Consider the following 17,801-nt stretch of genomic DNA (forward strand, 5'->3'; position numbering starts at 1 on the left):
AACTAGTCAAAAGTACGTCTTTTTGATGTCTATTTTTTGACATCTGTGCGTTGACTCAAAGAAAACACACGGCTATCTTGCTGTCGTTTACGGGCTTGCGCGCCTGTTTTTTGTGTTTTCCAGTTGAGTTTTTTCAGGATGTCAGAAGTAGATAATAAGCGTCGTCAGTTCCTGATTGCGAGCGGGCTGACTTTAGGCGCCCTGGCGTTGCCTCAGATTGCTGTGGCAAGCCCATACCGGGCGAAAAGCCCTCGAGAGCTGTATCTTTGCAACATTCACACCAAGGAAGAATTGGAAACCCGTTACTTTGACGGGAAGTTCTATCTCGACCGTGAGCTGAAACGCCTGAATCATATCTGCCGCGATTACCGTCAGAATGAAATCGCACCGATGGATCGACGCTTGTTCGATGCACTCTCTCAGATTCGGGAAGAACTGGGACACAATGGTCAGGTCCGGATTATTTCCGGCTACCGCTCGGCCAAAACCAATCAAATGCTACGGAATAGTACCAAAGGGGTGGCGAAGAAAAGCTATCATATGACCGGTCAGGCGATCGATTTTAACCTCGAAGGTGTTTCTCTGTCCCGCGTGCGCAGCGTCGCACTGGATCTGAAGCTGGGTGGGGTGGGCTATTATCCCCGCAGTGGTTTTGTCCATATTGATACCGGCCCGGTACGCCGCTGGTAAGTCCGCGTGAAATCACTTGCATGCTGTTGCCTTCGGTATTGGATGAAGTGTGTTATGCTGGCGCTGTTTTGGAACAGTTAGGACAAGTTTATGAGTCTGCAGTTTGAAATCGTGCCAGTAACCCCTTTTCAGCAGAATTGCTCCATTCTGTGGTGTGATCAGTCGATGGAAGGTGTTGTCGTCGATCCCGGCGGCGATATCGAGCGGATTACTGCACGAATTGATGCGTTAGGGATCCGGATTGTGAAAATCGTACTGACCCATGGTCATCTGGATCATGTCGGCGGGACAGCGCCGCTGGCTGCACAGCTGGAAGTACCGGTCTGGGGACCTCATCAGGATGATGCGTTCTGGCTCGATGCACTGCTGCAGCAATGCCAGATGTTTGGTTTCCCGCCAGTCACTCAGTTTCAGCCGGATCGCTGGCTGGCGGAAGGGGATAGTATCGCTTTCGGCTCACAGAAACTGGATGTTTACCATACACCGGGCCATACACCGGGGCACGTGGTGCTGCATAGTCAGGAAGCGCAACTCGCTGCTGTGGGTGACGTACTGTTTAACGGCAGCATTGGCCGGACCGATTTTCCCCGGGGTGATCACAACACTCTGATTGCCTCCATTCAAAACAAGCTGTGGCCATTAGGGAACGAAACCCGTTTTATTCCCGGGCATGGCCCGATGTCGACTTTCGGTGAAGAACGCGCCAGTAACCCGCATGTGGCGGATCATATGCCGCTGTACTGATTTAACCGCTTATCTGGACTGCGCCAGAAAGCGACGGGCCAGTCCGATGAAATCATCGGCTGGTCTGTCGAGTAAATCTTCTGAAATAAAGAAATCAAAACCCATCAGCTCACGGTTATAGCGCATCCGGTTTGCCAGCATGGCGAGCAGCCCCTTGTTTACTTTTCCGTTTTCGCCCACATAATGCTTATCATCAAACAGCATGTCTTCAATGTCATGGGGCGGATTCTCTGTCCGCTTGTACGCCATGATCAGCAGTCCGCGCTGTTCCATCAGGATTTGGCTGGCGATACGTGGGCAAATACTGTCCAGAAAGTCATCGTAATCTTTCAACCGCACGCCAACCCAGGGCAAAGGATGATACCAGCCTTCATAACCGACTGATGCCCGGCCAATCTCTGAGATATCCTGCCATTTGGTGATCCATCCGCCCTGTGGGCTGTGATACTGAAGGTGCATGAAGGTGAGGGTAAAACCCACAGGGGGTTGCTGGTTCATGTGAATGCCTATTCCCAGCAGGCTGATCAGGGCAAACAGAAGCAGGGCGATGGCAACCCCATTGATGTCGGGAAACAGAAATACGGTGATGCCCAGGCTCAAAATAGCAAGCAGACTGAGCCAGATCAGGTAGGCACCTGGCTTCGGATGGCGGGGCAGAATATAAACCGTATTCAAGAGGACTCCGAAATAGTATAAAAAAACAACAACCTTGTTTCATTCAGTATGGCAAATTGACGGCAGGTGCTACAGCACCAGAAACGTAGGTCAATCATGTCAAACCTTTGACGACTTCATATTGATTTACAGCGAGTTAGTGTGCATGAAATATGCTTTTTATGCCATAAATGGCATGTCAGTAAAAAAGATAAAAATGAGATCTTGTCGCTTAAAATCCCTTAAATCTGGCTTTTATCGTGCTTAAAATAGCCGTTTGCTGGCATTTCTCTGACATCCTTGGTATAACACGCGCTACTTTTTTTCCCGCTGGACATCCAAACTGGCGACTGAAAGTAGTACAACGGAGTAGGAAGTTAATGAGAATCTCTCACAAACGTAAAGTACAGCTGAAACTGCAAAAACGCATTAAAGCAGCCACTGCAGTTGCTCAAAAACCTGTCACCAAAGCAGCGGTGAAGAAGGCAGCCCCAGCGAAAGCAGCGGCGGCAAAGCCTCAGGTTGAAGAGAAGCAAGCGGCACCAGCGGCGCAAGTCGCAACCTCGGTCTCTCTGACACCAAAGCAGCAGCAGGTGCTGGATATCGTGGCTAAAAATGCTGAAGGTATTAACCCGAAAAGCATCGGCCTTGAAGCCGGTCAGGAAGACAGTAAAGCCGCTTCCTGGGCAACAGGTGCATTGAAGAAGCTGGTTGAAGAAAACCTCGTTGAGCGTCTTCAATTGGCTGGCAATAAAGTCGTATACAAAGCGCTATAATTGTCCTGTCCCGTTCCTGAGACGTTTCAGGAGCGGGTATCTGCTTCTCTTCCCTCTTTCAATTGTTTATCCCTTCCGTTAACGCGCTCCTGTCTCGTTTGTTTCTGCCGTTGTTGGCTGATTTTATTGTGCAATTTCGTTTTGTTCTGACGAAACAATAGGACTCTGCTATACCTTATAGAGGATCGGATTATTCACGGATGCAGGCACTCACAGACGAGGTGATATGACGATGATCAGTGCTCGAGAGTTTTCAGAATGGCTCAGAAGCCGTTTTGCCGAGGATGAACAGGGTGTGTGCTTAACACGTGAAGATATCAACCAGCTGACGGGCCGTCAGAGCTTTTCTCTGGGTTTTGTTCACGATATTCACTATGAATTGATGCCATATGGCATGGCATTTGTGACAGACACGTCACGGGAAAATTTTTATCTGGTTCATATCTCGAAGCGTTCCTGGCGTGAACAGCTGGAACAACAGTACGAGCGAGAGCTGTTCTGTAATGTGCTGCCTCTGGACAAATCGGGCTGACAGCCTTCAGGCATTGAAGAAGCATCAGGAATCAATCATTCAGGATCAATATAAAGAAGGGGCGCATGAGGCGCCCCTTTTGATATTCAGCCTGTCTCAGGGTGAATTACAGTACCGCGGCAATGCCTTTGCACAGTGGCATCATGTTGTCTTTGGTCATCCCGGCAACGCTGATACGGCCAGAACCGACGATGTAGATGCCGAATTCTTCTTTCAGGCGTGCGACCTGATCCTTGTTCAGCCCAGAGAAAGAGAACATGCCGTTCTGACGTTCAATGAAGCTGAAGTCTGCGTCAACACCCAGGTCTTTCAGGGTTTGTACAAACAGGGTACGCATTTCCTGAATCCGGTCACGCATGTCTGCGACTTCCTGTTCCCATTCAGTACGCAGGGCGGCATCGTTCAGAATTTCAGTGACCACCGCAGCACCGTGCGCTGGCGGGTTCGAGTAGATCACACGGGCGATGCTCTTTACCTGACTGAAGGCAGTGTCTGCAACGTCAGCAGATTTCGCAACCAGTGTGAATGCACCTACACGCTCGTTGTACAGACCGAAGTTTTTCGAGAATGAGCTGGCGATCAGAAGTTCTGTATTGTGCTCAGCAAAGATACGCAGGCCGGCAGCATCTTCTTCAACGCCTTTCGCGAAGCCCTGATAAGCAAAATCAAACATTGGTAGCAGGTTTTTCTCGGCGCATAGTTTTGCCAGTGTCAGCCACTGATCGGCATCTGGGTCGATACCTGTTGGGTTGTGGCAGCAACCGTGCAGCAGAACAACATCGCCGGCTTTCGCATTGTCCAGCGAACTCAGCATGGCGTCGAAATCCATGCCCTTGGTTTCAGCACTGTAGTAAGAGTACTGCTCGGTTTGCAGGCCAGCGGCACCGAAAACACCAAAGTGGTTTGCCCAGGTCGGGTTGCTGATCCAGACCGTCACATCACCCAACTGGCGTTTGATAAATTCAGCCGCGACACGCAGGGCACCGGTGCCACCTGGTGCCTGGGCGGTTTTCGCACGTTTTTCAGAGATAATGGAAGCATTTTTGCCGAACAGCAGTTCCTGAACAGCCAGCCCGTACTCTGCGGTACCCGGGATGCTCAGGTAAGATTTGGTGGTTTCTTTTTCCAGCAGGATCGCTTCAGCTTTTTTCACTGTCGCCAGAACCGGTGTATTACCGGATTCATCTTTGTAGATGCCCACGCCAAGGTTGATTTTTTCAGCGCGAGGGTCATTTTTGAATTCTTCAGTCAGGCCCAGGATTGGGTCGGCAGGTGCGGCAACGATTTTTTCAAACATTCGTGAATCATCCATGCTAGTCAGTGATACGGTGGACGTGTCCGGAAAGACCATAAGCATATGATGGTCATGTGAGCCTGATCGAAATTCTGTTGTCCGCGAGGGATCAGACAGTCAGAAATCCGGTATGGGTTTTGACATTCCGGGGCGATCAGGTTTCCGGGCTCGCTTCCATTGTAAAAGAAAATGACACACAAACATCATCTATCAAAAAATATCACGTGATACAGATCACATTGCGTATTTGCAATCGGCTCAAAAACTCCGGTTTGAAGTCCGATCAGACGGAATGGGGTCTGCGGTGACGCTGATGCGCTTTGATAAACTCCATGAAGGCCCTGTCTGCCAATGATAAATAGCCATTTTTACGCCAGGCAATTGCCAGATTCAGGTGGACCGGTTCATCGAAAGGAATTGCAGTCAGGCCCGGCTCGTGGCGGGTCACCATTTCGAGCAGTGCAGAAATTGCAAATTCCTGACGAATGATGCTGAGTATCATCGGCAACAGATTGGTTTCAAAGGCAATATTTTGCTTTAGTTTATGTGTCTGGCAAACCGAGTCCAGATAGTCTCGGTGAAAGTAGCCCTGCTTGAACATCACCAGTTCCTGACTGAAGAATTGTTCAAAGGAAACCGAAGGGAGTTGGGCAAAGTCATGATTCGGACTGACGACAGCAACCATCTCAGAAGTCAGCAATGGCTCGGCTTCCAGACTGTCGGGCAGGTCAGCACTGCGAATAACGCCTAAATCCAGCTCGCCGTTGAGCAACATCTGACGAATCGATTGTGTACCCGCTTCAACCAGCGTCAGTTTCAGGTTGGGATAACGAGATTTAAAGCCCATCAGAATTTCAGGAAAGAAGTAGGAGCCCAGCATACTGGGAACACCCAGACGAACCTCTCCTTTCTGGAGTCCTTTCAGCTCCGCCATGGCAATCCGTGCATCTTCCACTTGCTGCAAAATTAGCCGGGCATGCTGGATCAATACCTCGCCTTCATGGGTGAGGGCGATTTTCCGGTCGCCGCGATGAAACAGCGGCATCTCCAGTTGCTGTTCAAGCTTTTTTACCGCGATGCTCAGCGCTGGTTGTGCGATATGGAGTTTTGCAGCGGCGCGGGTGAAGCTGCCGCTCTCAGCAATGGTAATAAAGTAAGTTAACTGTCGGATGTCCATGATTTACTCCCTGTTATTAATAAAATTTATGGAAGTGATATTTTTAATATATTTTCACTATCAGTCGGAAATTGCTACCGTCAGCGTATCTTTTTATTGTGTGGTCGCTGTTTATGATAGAAATCCATAGCGCTGCGTATCGCCGTGCCAGTTTTGCGCTGGCATTGGGGTCATTTCTGGTGTTTTGTAATCTTTACCTGTTTCAACCCATGTTACCGGTGATGACCGAGGCTTTTTCAGCGAGTGCGACCCGGGTGAACTGGCTGCTGGCTGCGGGGACACTAGCGCTGGCACTGACGCTGGTGCCCTGGGCGGTCAGCTCTGAAATGGTTGGCCGACGTCGGGTGATGCTGCTGAGCCTGTTTCTGCTTCCGCTGGTGGGTGGGATCATGCTATTTGCCAACAGCCTGTTGATGCTGAGCTTAGCCAGAGCCTTGATGGGGGCTTCACTGGCGGGATTCGCTGCCGTCGCGGTGGCTTACATGGCTGAAGAATTTTCACCGAAAGCATTGTCGCTGGCTGTTGGCGGCTACATCAGCGCGAACTCCTTAGGCGGCATTGCCGGACGTCTGTTTGGCGGTTTTGCCTCCGATGCCTGGGGCTGGCAGGGCGCTGTTGCAGGCATGGCGGTCCTGAGTTTGATTGGTGCGATTGTGGTCACCCGTCTGTTACCCCCGCAGCAATATTTCACACCGCAGCGCGGTCAACTTCGCCATCACACCAAGCATGTGATCCGTCATTTGCAGCAACCTGCGTTATGGATTCCCATGCTGATCGGCGGGATCAATTTTGCTTTGTTTGTGAATCTCTACACTGTGATGGGGTTCAGGTTGGTGTCTCCGCCGTATAACCTGCCGGTCAGTTGGGCTTCGATGATTTTTCTGTGTTACCTGAGTGGCACCCTGACCGCTAAACTGAGTGGTCGATGGAGCATTCGGTATAAACCGCTCAACGGCATGGTACTCGGTACGACCATCAGCGTGCTGGGCATGTGGGTGGCAGCGCTGGATTCGCTGTCTGCCATGCTGGTCGGTTTATTACTGATTAGCTCTGGCGCATTCTTCACCCATTCTCTGGCCTATGCCTGGGTGAGCCAGAAAGCTAAAAGCGCTAAAGCTACGGCCACCGCGCTTTATCTGGTGCATTATTACATCGGAGGCAGCCTCGGAGGTTTTTATCTCATCACCTGCTGGCAATACTGGGGATGGCACGGCGTGCTGGCGGGCGGAAGCGGACTCTATCTGCTGCTTTATGGCCTGTGCTGGAAACTGGGGAATCTGACTCCAGTGCCGGAAACAGCAGTCTCTAACGTTTCATCTTAATCCATTCTCTCAAGTTGTTGAAATTCATTGCGCCTCTTAATGAACGGGGCGCTTTGAATGGTCCCAATACACATTCTTGATGTGTTCCGCCATACAACTTTGCGCTTAGCCACAGATATGCAACCCGAAAAGCATCGTTTGGTGAAACGTTGAAAACACTTGGACAGACACGCTAAAGTTCTTATGGTGACAGTCCCTTGATTTCGCCTTGATTTCGTCTGTCCTTTTTTCAACTATTTCCCAGGACAGACACCCTAAAGAAAAACTAATGTTATGACTTGTTAAATTCAATGAATCTTTCTCTGAACAGATTTTAGAATGCCGATTCACATGATTTTTGACTGACACATTCGAATTTATGCTTTTAACCTGATTTTCAGGCGAGCGGGAGCACCAGAATGAAGCACGAGTTGAGGATTATGACGATGTGAGCGGTTTACGGAATTTGTAAGCCGGTTCGTCGCTGTCGATTTAATTGTGGTAAAACGGATTCAATCGCAGCGGCTGAGCCAATGAGTGCGCCTTTTTCTATCTGTGTGCAGATTTTCAACCAAGTATGGGTATCTAAGCCGAGTCGTTCAAGGATTGGCAGTTGCGATGATTCAATATGACCGCGTTTATCGGTTTTGATTTGTCGTCCGGTCCAGTCAACCAGTTCAAGGTAATCCAGTAAGCGGAATGGGAGTCCATCCGGCATGTCATTTCTTGGATTTCCAGCGAAAGGAAAAAGAGAGGGTGCTGATATTTCGTTTTTTTGAAGTGATTTAATACGTGCTTTCACCGACGTAAAGTCGGATGTTTCTGGCGTTGCAGAAATGCTGGCTCGTACCGGGTTCAAGTCAACGTACGCCATGGCGGCGGCCAATGCTTTTTCATCCAGCAACGCCTGACTTTTGAAACGACCTTCCCAAAAGTGGCCGGTGCAGTCGTCTTCGCGATTGGCTTCGTTGGCAATATATTGGTTGAGAAGACGCATAAACCAGCTGATGGAACAGAGTCTTTCCCGCCAGGTTTGGATGATTGCGAGGCATGCGTTTTTCTCGGCTTCAGTTGACGTTTCACCTTCTAAGAACCGCTGAATCAACATGGGTGTTCGGTGCAAAGTGCTCCAGCGTTGAATGACCTCGTGCTCTGAGAGACGATTCGCTTGCTCAGTGTTGATATGCAGCACTAAATGATAGTGATTACTCATAATTGCGTAGGCACAAACATCAATACAAAAGACTTGAGCAATCCGCTTTAATCGCTTTTTGACCCAGTCACGACGGTGTTCATAACTAGTCTGAGTCAGTTCATCGTACCCGCAAAGAAATGAGCGACGGACGCATCTTGAAACACAATGGTAATAAGGCGTCGCTTCGACATTGATGAGCTGGCTGCGTGCTGTGGTCATGAGCTTAATTGGATTTGGCTGGATGAATATACAGTATTTTGTTTTGATTTACGGGTAAATAAACAAGTGTAAAAGACGAGAAATCTGTCCGGAATTGATGAAAATGATAGAGGTGTTTTTTACTTGAGGTGTCTGTCCCCTTAATCCTTTCATCTTGAAACACAATGGTAATAAGGCGTCGCTTCGACATTGATGAGCTGGCTGCGTGCTGTGGTCATGGGCTTAATTGGATTTGGCTGGATGAATATACAGTATTTTGTTTTGATTTACGGGTAAATAAACAAGTGTAAAAGACGAGAAATCTGTCCGGAATTGATGAAAATGATAGAGGTGTTTTTTACTGGAGGTACCTGTCCCCTTAATCCTTCCTTTGTTATTCATCCATAAGACTCCACGCTGATACTGCCTAATGGTATATTTACCAAGTTTTTAATGAATATCGCTCGCGTGATGATTTTAAAGTAATTGTTTGTTCATATTGAGGTTAAGATGAATTTTGATTTTACATTTTCACCGTCTGAAGATGAGATCTCAGAAATATACCATGGTCTGGTTGAGTTTAATGGACCACATTTTCCTGATCTTGATGAGAAAGGAATGGCATGTTTCATTCGAGATGAAAGTGGGGAAATTCTTGGTGGATTAACAGGGAAATTACTTTTTACAACGTTCCATGTGAACTTTTTTTGGCTGTCTGAATCGATTCGAGGTTTAGGCCATGGAAGAAAGCTGATTCAGCATGTTGAGTCGGAAGTCAAAAAGTTTGGTGCCATCAATATATACCTTGATACGTATACGTTTCAGGCACCTCAGTTTTATGAAAAGCTTGGGTTTAAAGAGGTTGGTCGATATACAGACTATCCAAGATCGGGCGTAGATAAAATTTTCTACCAAAAGCGTTTGGTTCACAATGAACAAAGCAGCGATAGCGATACCGAACTTTGAGTTGTTTGGGAGGAGGTTGGCTCTGTGGTTGCTGTAGTTTGGTTTTGAGATTACGACGATAAAGAAAAATGCAATGAAATTAGATGGGAAATTTTTGGACTCAATCCAAATGTCACTCATCATAGAGGTGTGATTGAACTAGCCCAAACGGATGAACTTGATGGTTATCTCAACCCCCAGCTAATCTATTCTCGTTCAATTGATATCTATTTAAATTATTGATTTATAGGTGTTTTATTCAAGGTGGTCGATGTGTGGTTTTCTCACTGAGGTCATCGGCTTGGCGTTGTTTTTAAGTGTCCTTCGAATGACCAGTGAGCAGGTCACTTGCTCACTGGTCTTGGATGCTTTGCTCATCAACAGATAATGGCAGGATGCACTTGGAAAATTTCGTCGGGTGCCCTAAAGACTGATTTGAGGGTGTCTCAGTCGTCTGTTAACTTTCTATTCTGGCCAATAAGTCATTGATCAGGGTTTCGCGGTCATGCTTCGCTCTTTCTATTAATTGCTTGGGAGCATTGGTGTTGGGATCGTATTTGCTGCTCCACATAATCATCTCTAACAGGATGGGTAACATGTCTTTGCCAGCCTGTGTCAGCGCATAAAGTTTTTTTCGTTTGTCGTTTTCGTCAGTTCGCTTGGTGATCAAGCCGTCTTTCTCCAGCCGTTCTAATCGGTTGGAAAGTATGTTGGTTGCCACCTTTTCTTCTGAATGTTGTAGCTCGGAATACGAACGTTTACCAAAAAACATGAGATCTCGAAGTATCAATAAGCTCCATTTGTCGCCGACGATATCCAGTACATTCGAGATAGGGCAGTTTGAGCGTCGTGTCATGTTCACCTCGTTTTCTGTTGTGCTTCTTAGTCTAAAACACTTGCACATTGCAAGTAAATAGACTAACTTGCATTTTGAAAGTTAACTGAAGGTCAGTCGGTCGAACCGGCAAGTCGCTTGAAATGATGAGGAGTAAATTGATGTCATCCCCAAAAATTAATCTGGAATCGCTGGAAAAATCTCACTGGAGCAGCACAGACAAAAGGAATGCGGCGCTTGCAATCGAGTTTGTCCAACTGATGATGAACGACCATAATTTTGACGAAATGACACGTCGATATGCAGGACAGCCATATCAACAGCATAATCGGAACATTGCGAATGGGATTGAGGGCGTGGTTAATACCGTGAGTAATTTGGTTAAAAATGCTCCAGAGTTTAGCTATGACGTGAAGCATGTTTATGTGGATGGCGATTACGTGATTTTACATTCGCATGCCACGCTGAAAGCGAAACATCGTGGTGATGATACGCAGGGGTTGAATATTGTCGATACGTGGAAAGTCGTAGACGGCCGATTGGTTGAACACTGGGATGCGGTGCAGGGGATCAGTTTCTCAATGCGGTTGTATGCACTTATGACAGGTGGTCAGATTCGCAATGGAAATGGCGTGTTTTAAATATGAATGAATCCAGTGCATAAAATGATGGGACAGTCATCCGATAGGAAAATAATTTTAGACGTTATCTGATTTCAATGAGTTGAATTCCTGGGCGTATTTTTCTTTAGTGTCTGTCCTGTATTAAACCCGGCATTCTTTGTCATAGATTGAACTGAAGTTAGAGTAGTTAACGACATTTTTCATTTGAGTGGATTCGAATTTTGATCGCAACTCTTATTGTTTTCTTCATTGAAGCCGCATAAGGGTATCAATGGCGGTTGTATTTGTTTGGCATACCGTTATTCTCTTAGGTTAACTTTAAACATGAGGCAAATTGTGAATCTCAGAGCTGAATTGTTACCTCCCGTACTTGATGATGAGCGACTACATCGATTGGCTCAATTAGCAGATTGGATTGACGGCGCATCACGTGAAGAAAGTGAAGCATGGCTGTCTGAATTTAATCAACTCTCTGAAACATCACATGAATTTGAAGACTTCCAGGGCCTTTACGGTGGCGGTGAGCATATTGACTGGGTTCGGCTGGTTTTATATTCAGTGATCATTCAACCCGCGGAGAATGTTACACGTGATGAGTTGGTTGAATTGGCGCATCGTTGTATGCCTGAGAATGATGATGATTTTGAAGCATACTTGGAAATTTTCTCAAAAAATGTTCCTTATCCCGATATCTCTGATTTAATTTTCTGGCCTACTCACGTCCCCGGATTTCATAAAGAAGAGCCAACTGCAGATGAAATTGTAGATTTTGTTTTAAACTATAAAAAGACAAATTTATCAAAACATGAATTAACGAAACTGCTGAGTAAGCATATTAATGACACACTAACAAAAGAAGAGTTTTATTTATTGTCTGAGAACCTTGAAGATTTTGAATTGAATTCTCTTTCTTTCTGGTTGCAAAGACATCAGATTGCACCACAACAAGCGATAGAATTGATTTTAGCGGGAAAAATCGTGGTAAATCATGGCACAATTACTTTATTGCCTGATGAGTTGAGTAGATGAAAATCTATTCCTATTGAGGGAAGGCTGAGTGTGCGACACTAATTTCATTTGTTTCAATGGCCTTCTTTTTGTACTTCCAGTGGTTTTCAGTGGTTACGATTCGATGGCCGATAACCATGTCGATGATAACGAAAGCAGTCACGGTCAGCATCTTTGCATTTGTACAACGCCCGCTCTGCTTTGCCGAACATGGTCTTCAAGCTGTCATTCGGTCGCTTTCCACAACATCCAGTCAGGATTTTGCAGTGCTCAGTGTAGTGAGCACTTGAAACAGTAAGAGCTTCCTGATTTTCAGAGGGGCTCTCCTACTATTTCGTAATCAATATGTTTTATTAAAGTATAAAGATCGTGAATTTTTTCAGCCTAAATCTCTTTGATTTACTTTTTATTTAATCATGCTATGGTACCGTTCCCACAACGGCTGTGGGATATTTCTTGAGGTATCTATGACGCAATTCTATTTGCCAGGAGTGATTGGAGCACTCTTGTTGGCATCGTTCTCCTTTGCTGCTTCTGGAATGGAATCTGACATCACGAGTCGAATTATTGGCGGTCAAAAGTCGAAATTAAATACTTGGCCATTTATGGTCGCATTAAATCGCCCCAATAAAAATCACGCCTTCTGTGGCGGTAGCTTTTTAGGAGATCGATATGTCCTTACCGCTGCTCATTGTGTTCAGGGGTTAAAGCCAGCCGACGCTGAAGTCGTGGTTGGTGCTTATGATATGAATGATTTGTCATCAGCCGAACGTGTCACGATTAAACATATTTATCAACATAAAGATTACCAAAGTGCTTTCAAAACCAAAGGCGATGACATTGCAATTCTTGAATTAACCAAATCGGTAGAAAAATCACGTATAGAGTTAGCGAGTCAGAATAATTTTGATGAGCTTAAAGAGAGCTATTTACTGACAGCGATCGGCTTTGGTTATCGCAAATATGATCCGATTCTAAAAGCAGGCAGTGATAGTTCGCCAGTTTTGCACCAAGTCGGAGTTCCCTTTGTTCCATTGACGCAATGTAAAAAATTTCCCGGTAGTTACCAAAACTTGCGTGAGGGTGTATTTTGCGCAGGAGAAACAGGTAAGGATACTTGTATGGGTGACAGTGGTGGCCCTGTTTTATTCGACACTAACGATGGTCCTAAACAGATGGGCATCGTGAGTTGGGGCAACGGATGTGGTATTTACCCTGGTGTGTATACCGAAGTTAGTCACTACAATGATTGGATTGCCGATCATATAAAAGGGCTCTCTTATCGTCAAAGTGAAGATCTCGGCATCATTCAAATGGGTAACTACTTCCACACATTTACGTTTACGAATCACTCTAGTGAAACGATCAGGCTAAACAACCCGAAAGTGACTGTGGATGGCCTGGAGCTTGGTTATATTGACCCAAATAAAGATCAATGTAGTGGTGATTTAGAACCCGATGCTGAGTGTAGCATCGAAATATCTTATTTGATTCCAAGATATAAACAGGGAAGAGTTCTGCTGGAATTTGATTCGGACAATTTCAGGGCAGGCAAAGTTACCGCTTGGCTTGACTATCACGCATTGCAAGATGCACCTCAAGAGGTCAGCCAATATCTTTCTACGTTGCCCGGCCACAGAGCATACGATAATGGCAATGTATGGCGAGTGAGTGGTGATGATCTAAGAAGTGCTACCAATTTGGGAAAAGATCAAGTTTCAGAGTTAGTCCTAGAAGGCTTGCCAAGAGGGGAACTGACGTTTAATTACTGGGTGCATTCTACTGAGTTTCTCGATTCTTTGACTATTTATGTGAATGGTGTAGTCAACCAAACGATTCGTGGCAGTAAATCAGGTGATGTATTGAACCGAGGGCCTCAATCGGTCGAGATGTATGATCAACGCAACATTGTTCGTCTTGTCTATCATAGGCATCAATACAGTCAGCAATTAGATAGCCACGTAAGTTTAACGAATATCAAACATCAAAAGCTCACACTTGATCTGATACGAGAAGAACTCGAGCTGCTACGTGCCATGAACGCCAGTCAAAGTGGCGGTGGCAGCATAGATTTCGGCGTCGGATTTGGGTTACTCGTTTTGGCTTGGATACGTCGTTCACGATATCAATAGGCTTATTCGATTTCAGGAAGTCTGGGTATTCGATACCAACTTATGTACTTTAACCGAAGTCCGGTTGTGATGAATGATTGACGCCTGTATTTCTTTATAGGTGAGCAATTGATGAGTCGAAGATGATTTGAAGGGGAGGTGAGTAAGTTCCTCCCCCTACTCAACCACAGCAATTCTTGGGGTTTTCTTCGTGTGTACTTCAAGTGGTTTTCGCCGATCACGACTGGAAGGTTCGCAGCCATGCGGAAGAAAACGAAAACAGTCCCGACCGGCATCTTTGCATTCGTACAGTGCTCGGTCTGCTCGGTCGATCATGGTCATCAGGCTGTCACCCGGCGTGTAGGCCGAAATGCCAATACAAGCGGTGACAGAAATCTGGGTGTCTTCAATATCGGTTGGTAATGATAAGTCCCGGATATCCTGAAGCATGCGGCCAGCAATTTTCTGAGCGGTTAAGGTGTCACAAAACGGCAGGCAGAGGATGAATTCTTCACCGCCATAGCGACCGAATAGATCGGTCTTACGGGAAGACTGCTGAAGGTGCTCGGCAAATCCCCGCAGGACTTTGTCTCCGACACCATGTCCCCAGGTGTCATTAATTCGCTTGAACCGGTCAATATCAAACAGCAGCAGCGCAAACGGCTGTCGCTTTGCCTGACAGATCTCAAGGGCCTTCTGGGCTTGCTGTAACAGCATGCGGCGGTTGTAAATACCGGTGAGAGGATCCAGTGTTGCCTGACGGTACAGACGCATCAGCATGTAAAGCTTCGATAGCTGTGACCAGATCACAATGACAGCCAGAATATTTTGCAGCCAGTAATTGGCCAGCGTTTCCGGGGTTTGGATACTGCCTGCCTGCGCATCCACACTAATTTCAGTGATCGCAGTAATCGCCAGTAAGCACAGACTCTCTTTTAATGTGATCGGCAAAATCGTCAGAATGGCGACATGCAAAATGGGGAGCAGGGTATAGCCGTATTCAAACCCGCTGTAAACTTTCGGAAAACCGAGTACCCAGATGCAATAGCTGTAAAACAAGTTCAGTCCGGTGACCAAGAGGACCATGCAAAACTGCGACTGGCGCAGGGTGGTGTGAGATTCATTCAGCCGAGCAACCAGAATCAGAAATGTTGCCAAAATCAGCCGGGCAGTGGCAATACGAGTGTCTTCTCCGGTGTTCAGGTAAAAAAAATCAAACGGGATCCAGGCGATGATCAGGACCGCCCAGACGATACAAAGCAACGAGATGCGACTGCGCAAATAACCGCTTCGGGTATTCTGAAAGTTTTGCGTGTGTGCCTTTGCACTCCATAAATCAGGGACATAGAGCTTGAGGGAATGGCACAGTTGCCGGTAAAAATGGTTATAGGTTGATATCATCTTTGCTTCCAGCCCATCTGACACCTGTTTTTGACGAAGAAAAACAGACGCTACTCGTCCTTTATTTTTATTATTGGGCAATTATTCTACAGGATGCAGCCCAAAACCGTGATCTTGATTCATATAATGTATGTGAAACCGGGTTGCTGTACGAAAGATGAGCACTGGGTATTTACATCAGCCATCTGATATAATCCGCGGCTTTATTCCTTGTCTTCTTTGTTAGCCTGTCATGAATATTGCTTATACCACTTTTCTGATTCCTGCCCTGCTTGGGGTGCAGCTCATTCTGTCTCTGGTCCTGACGAAGGGCGAAATATGCCCGGGCCAACGAGGGCGGATTCATAAAACCCTGCCGGTGCTCCTGCTTGGCTGGGTTCTGGTGGCGGTCAGCCAGGCAGCCGCGTTGCTGCCGTTACTGACGCTGGCCTGGTTTACCTTTCAGGTGAAAACCGGCAAAACCCGCGATGCCGGCCCATTGTGGGTCCTTTATGTGTCCTGTGGACTGGCGCTGCTTAACTGGTTGCTGTTGTTGCCTTCTCTCTCACTGCCTGCGATTGGCATGAGTCTGGTTGCCATTGCATTATTGGGTGCTTCTTTTGCACATTTACTGCTGACTCAGGCCCGGACCCGGTTGCAGGCATTTCACCGCTTGTTGCCAGCGGTTGGTCTGGTCAGCGCCATGCTGAGTGTCTTGCTTATGCTGTGGCAGCTTTACACCTTGCCTCAGGCCGTTGTTGAGAGTCAGTTGCTGGTGATCTGTGCGGCTCTGTTACTGCTGATTGTTGCGCAACTGGTTTGGGTCGGCCACATCGTTCTGGCAAAAACCGTTCATTTCTGGCAGCTTGCCTGCGCATCGTTCCTGCTGTCTGTTTCGGCAGGTTTGCAGCTCGCCGTTTTCTAGCGACTGGCCGGGCAATGGTGGGCGAATAATGCTGTGAAGGTGTTCTGTTGGTGAGATATCCGCATCTGCGACTATGCTATTAACAGGTCATGTCAATTGAATGATTGGAATGCATTGTGGGGAAGCCATTTCCCTTTTGCGGATGATCGGACGGCTGTCGCCGAAGGAGGGACTGTGGAAATCAGAAACCTGCTGAACATGGATGCCAACATTGTCCTGGGAATCGTGAACGAAAGATTGCGGCTTGAATGCGATACGATTGAGGAACTTTCAACCCGGTATGAACTGGACCAGAACGCGCTGAGAGAAAAAATGGAATCGCTGGGTTACCGGTATGATCCAATCTCGAATCAGTTTAAATAATCAGTGATGTCAGATGGACGGGCACCGATGATGGTGCCCGTTTTTTGTTGGAAAGTTCAGGTACAGGGATTCAGAAACTGGGATGCAGGTATTCGCTATCAGGCCGCTTTAATGCCTTCCAGGTGGGTTTGGCATTGTTGCCGGGCAGTGGCAAAAAATGCCTGCAGATAGTGCCGATCCCGTTCAGACGCCCGAATTGCGGCGTACAGTCTGCGCCATAACCCTTTGCCCAGTGGTTTGCTGACAATCAGTCCCTGTCGGGCAAAATCATGAATCGCCCAGTTTGGCAGTGCAGCAACGCCCAAACCGGCAGAAACCATCTGGACCAGCATCAGGGTGTTGTCGGCCTGTTTCCATACCTGAGGTTCAATCCCCGCGGGTTGCAGAAAATGTTTCACCACATCCAAGCGGCTTTTATGAACCGGATACGTCAGCATGGTCTGGCTGGCGAGGTCGGTCGGTTTGATGGTGCTCAGTTCAGCCAGGGGGGATTGTGGCGAAACGACCAGACGCATTTCGAAGTCAAATAATGGTTCGTAATGGACTTCTGAACGCGGGTTGATATCTGAGGTGATCACCAGATCAAGTTCCCCGGCAGCCAGTGCCGGAATGGGTTCGAAACTGAAGCCGGAAGAAAAATCCAGACTGACGGCCGGCCAGTGGATCTGATATTCCTTCAGCGCTGGCATCAACCATTGAAAGCAGGAGTGGCATTCAATCGCCATATGAAGACGGCCTTTGGCGTCTTCCTTCAAATTCGCCAGCTCATGCTCAGCCCGTGCAATGCGGGGCATCAGTTCATCCGACAACTTGAGCAAAATCTCTCCCTCTGCCGTAAATTTTACCGGGCGGGTTTTACGCAGGAAAAGAGGCGCACCGATCCGCTGTTCCAGATCTTTAATCTGGTGGGATAACGCTGACTGCGTCAGACACAACGTGTTGGCAGTTGCAGTCAGGGAGCCCGTGTCTCTCAATACCGCTAAAGTACGAAGGTGCTTAATTTCTATCATGTCCACTCAGTCCCTGAAGTTTTCTGCGAATCAGGGTACT

The 17,801-nt window shown here is 47.2% G+C and carries 18 protein-coding genes; 11 read left to right on the forward strand and 7 right to left on the reverse strand.

The genetic code is table 11. The features are described from left to right. The first annotated feature begins 138 nt into the window (after positions 1-138). The gene (locus EA58_RS09330; RefSeq protein WP_036751698.1) at positions 139-690 is read left to right on the forward strand and encodes a YcbK family protein; all 552 of its coding nucleotides are present in this window, start codon (positions 139-141) and stop codon (positions 688-690) included. Between the two features lie 90 nt (positions 691-780). Beyond that, complete coding sequence (locus EA58_RS09335) at positions 781-1,434, forward strand: MBL fold metallo-hydrolase (RefSeq protein ID WP_036751700.1); 654 nt, start codon at positions 781-783, stop codon at positions 1,432-1,434. A gap of 9 nt (positions 1,435-1,443) precedes the next feature. Here EA58_RS09335 and EA58_RS09340 read toward each other — a convergent pair whose 3' ends face one another. Further along, on the reverse strand, positions 1,444-2,109 hold the full coding sequence (locus tag EA58_RS09340; RefSeq protein WP_036751702.1) for a DUF2982 domain-containing protein: 666 nt from the start codon (positions 2,107-2,109) through the stop codon (positions 1,444-1,446). Positions 2,110-2,468: 359 nt separating this feature from the next. Between EA58_RS09340 and EA58_RS09345 the strand changes: the two genes are divergently transcribed. Beyond that, positions 2,469-2,864 (forward strand): hypothetical protein, encoded by a 396-nt coding sequence (locus EA58_RS09345; protein ID WP_036751704.1) that lies wholly within the window; start codon positions 2,469-2,471, stop codon positions 2,862-2,864. 226 nt (positions 2,865-3,090) lie between these two features. Further along, complete coding sequence (locus EA58_RS09350) at positions 3,091-3,396, forward strand: hypothetical protein (protein ID WP_036751706.1); 306 nt, start codon at positions 3,091-3,093, stop codon at positions 3,394-3,396. Between the two features lie 106 nt (positions 3,397-3,502). On the opposite strand, the gene EA58_RS09355 is transcribed toward EA58_RS09350, so the two are convergent. After that, a complete protein-coding gene (locus EA58_RS09355) occupies positions 3,503-4,693 on the reverse strand; it encodes an amino acid aminotransferase (protein ID WP_036751708.1) in 1,191 nt (396 codons plus the stop codon). 280 nt (positions 4,694-4,973) lie between these two features. After that, positions 4,974-5,867: a LysR family transcriptional regulator gene (locus EA58_RS09360; protein WP_036751710.1), complete on the reverse strand. Its 894-nt coding sequence runs from the start codon at positions 5,865-5,867 to the stop codon at positions 4,974-4,976. A gap of 113 nt (positions 5,868-5,980) precedes the next feature. On the opposite strand from EA58_RS09360, the gene EA58_RS09365 reads away from it, so the two are divergent. Then, positions 5,981-7,189, forward strand: coding sequence for an MFS transporter (locus tag EA58_RS09365; protein WP_036751767.1), 1,209 nt, complete (start codon positions 5,981-5,983; stop codon positions 7,187-7,189). Positions 7,190-7,625: 436 nt separating this feature from the next. Here EA58_RS09365 and EA58_RS09370 read toward each other — a convergent pair whose 3' ends face one another. Continuing rightward, positions 7,626-8,582: a transposase gene (locus EA58_RS09370; RefSeq protein ID WP_036751712.1), complete on the reverse strand. Its 957-nt coding sequence runs from the start codon at positions 8,580-8,582 to the stop codon at positions 7,626-7,628. Between the two features lie 489 nt (positions 8,583-9,071). Here EA58_RS09370 and EA58_RS09375 point away from each other — a divergent pair, with 489 nt between their 5' ends. After that, positions 9,072-9,527, forward strand: coding sequence for a GNAT family N-acetyltransferase (locus EA58_RS09375; RefSeq protein ID WP_036751714.1), 456 nt, complete (start codon positions 9,072-9,074; stop codon positions 9,525-9,527). A 436-nt stretch (positions 9,528-9,963) separates the two neighbouring features. On the opposite strand, the gene EA58_RS09380 is transcribed toward EA58_RS09375, so the two are convergent. After that, positions 9,964-10,362, reverse strand: coding sequence for a winged helix-turn-helix transcriptional regulator (locus tag EA58_RS09380; protein ID WP_081819608.1), 399 nt, complete (start codon positions 10,360-10,362; stop codon positions 9,964-9,966). A 140-nt stretch (positions 10,363-10,502) separates the two neighbouring features. Between EA58_RS09380 and EA58_RS09385 the strand changes: the two genes are divergently transcribed. From EA58_RS09385 to EA58_RS09395, 3 genes are all read left to right on the forward strand, one after another. Next, the gene (locus EA58_RS09385; protein ID WP_036751716.1) at positions 10,503-10,982 is read left to right on the forward strand and encodes a nuclear transport factor 2 family protein; all 480 of its coding nucleotides are present in this window, start codon (positions 10,503-10,505) and stop codon (positions 10,980-10,982) included. Between the two features lie 318 nt (positions 10,983-11,300). Continuing rightward, positions 11,301-11,993: a hypothetical protein gene (locus EA58_RS21815; RefSeq protein ID WP_152547977.1), complete on the forward strand. Its 693-nt coding sequence runs from the start codon at positions 11,301-11,303 to the stop codon at positions 11,991-11,993. A gap of 446 nt (positions 11,994-12,439) precedes the next feature. After that, positions 12,440-14,104 carry a S1 family peptidase gene (locus EA58_RS09395; RefSeq protein ID WP_036751718.1) on the forward strand — a complete coding sequence of 555 codons (1,665 nt, stop codon included), beginning with the start codon at positions 12,440-12,442 and terminating at the stop codon, positions 14,102-14,104. Positions 14,105-14,260: 156 nt separating this feature from the next. Here the strand turns inward: EA58_RS09395 and EA58_RS09400 are convergent, their stop codons facing one another. Beyond that, positions 14,261-15,484 (reverse strand): GGDEF domain-containing protein, encoded by a 1,224-nt coding sequence (locus tag EA58_RS09400; RefSeq protein WP_051641986.1) that lies wholly within the window; start codon positions 15,482-15,484, stop codon positions 14,261-14,263. 232 nt (positions 15,485-15,716) lie between these two features. Between EA58_RS09400 and EA58_RS09405 the strand changes: the two genes are divergently transcribed. Together EA58_RS09405 and EA58_RS09410 are read left to right on the forward strand one after the other, a co-directional pair. Beyond that, positions 15,717-16,388, forward strand: a complete 672-nt coding sequence (locus EA58_RS09405) for a hypothetical protein (protein WP_036751720.1) — start codon at positions 15,717-15,719, stop codon at positions 16,386-16,388. A gap of 174 nt (positions 16,389-16,562) precedes the next feature. After that, positions 16,563-16,751: a DUF4250 domain-containing protein gene (locus tag EA58_RS09410; protein ID WP_036751722.1), complete on the forward strand. Its 189-nt coding sequence runs from the start codon at positions 16,563-16,565 to the stop codon at positions 16,749-16,751. Positions 16,752-16,849: 98 nt separating this feature from the next. Here the strand turns inward: EA58_RS09410 and metR are convergent, their stop codons facing one another. Then, complete coding sequence (gene metR, locus EA58_RS09415; RefSeq protein ID WP_036751775.1) at positions 16,850-17,761, reverse strand: HTH-type transcriptional regulator MetR; 912 nt, start codon at positions 17,759-17,761, stop codon at positions 16,850-16,852. Between the last annotated feature and the right edge of the window lie 40 nt (positions 17,762-17,801).

The organism is Photobacterium galatheae, from assembly GCF_000695255.1.
Lineage (GTDB): Bacteria > Pseudomonadota > Gammaproteobacteria > Enterobacterales > Vibrionaceae > Photobacterium > Photobacterium galatheae.

What these genes read in the sequence shown, in the direction of transcription:
- EA58_RS09330 (WP_036751698.1), top strand. Translation starts at nt 139, where the DNA reads ATGTCAGAAGTAGATAATAAGCGTCGTCAGTTCCTGATTGCGAGCGGG.
- EA58_RS09335 (WP_036751700.1), top strand. Translation starts at nt 781, where the DNA reads ATGAGTCTGCAGTTTGAAATCGTGCCAGTAACCCCTTTTCAGCAGAAT.
- EA58_RS09345 (WP_036751704.1), top strand. Translation starts at nt 2,469, where the DNA reads ATGAGAATCTCTCACAAACGTAAAGTACAGCTGAAACTGCAAAAACGC.
- EA58_RS09350 (WP_036751706.1), top strand. Translation starts at nt 3,091, where the DNA reads ATGACGATGATCAGTGCTCGAGAGTTTTCAGAATGGCTCAGAAGCCGT.
- EA58_RS09355 (WP_036751708.1), bottom strand. Translation starts at nt 4,693, where the DNA reads ATGTTTGAAAAAATCGTTGCCGCACCTGCCGACCCAATCCTGGGCCTG.
- EA58_RS09360 (WP_036751710.1), bottom strand. Translation starts at nt 5,867, where the DNA reads ATGGACATCCGACAGTTAACTTACTTTATTACCATTGCTGAGAGCGGC.
- EA58_RS09365 (WP_036751767.1), top strand. Translation starts at nt 5,981, where the DNA reads ATGATAGAAATCCATAGCGCTGCGTATCGCCGTGCCAGTTTTGCGCTG.
- EA58_RS09370 (WP_036751712.1), bottom strand. Translation starts at nt 8,582, where the DNA reads ATGACCACAGCACGCAGCCAGCTCATCAATGTCGAAGCGACGCCTTAT.
- EA58_RS09375 (WP_036751714.1), top strand. Translation starts at nt 9,072, where the DNA reads ATGAATTTTGATTTTACATTTTCACCGTCTGAAGATGAGATCTCAGAA.
- EA58_RS09380 (WP_081819608.1), bottom strand. Translation starts at nt 10,362, where the DNA reads ATGACACGACGCTCAAACTGCCCTATCTCGAATGTACTGGATATCGTC.
- EA58_RS09385 (WP_036751716.1), top strand. Translation starts at nt 10,503, where the DNA reads ATGTCATCCCCAAAAATTAATCTGGAATCGCTGGAAAAATCTCACTGG.
- EA58_RS09395 (WP_036751718.1), top strand. Translation starts at nt 12,440, where the DNA reads ATGACGCAATTCTATTTGCCAGGAGTGATTGGAGCACTCTTGTTGGCA.
- EA58_RS09400 (WP_051641986.1), bottom strand. Translation starts at nt 15,484, where the DNA reads ATGATATCAACCTATAACCATTTTTACCGGCAACTGTGCCATTCCCTC.
- EA58_RS09405 (WP_036751720.1), top strand. Translation starts at nt 15,717, where the DNA reads ATGAATATTGCTTATACCACTTTTCTGATTCCTGCCCTGCTTGGGGTG.
- metR (WP_036751775.1), bottom strand. Translation starts at nt 17,761, where the DNA reads ATGATAGAAATTAAGCACCTTCGTACTTTAGCGGTATTGAGAGACACG.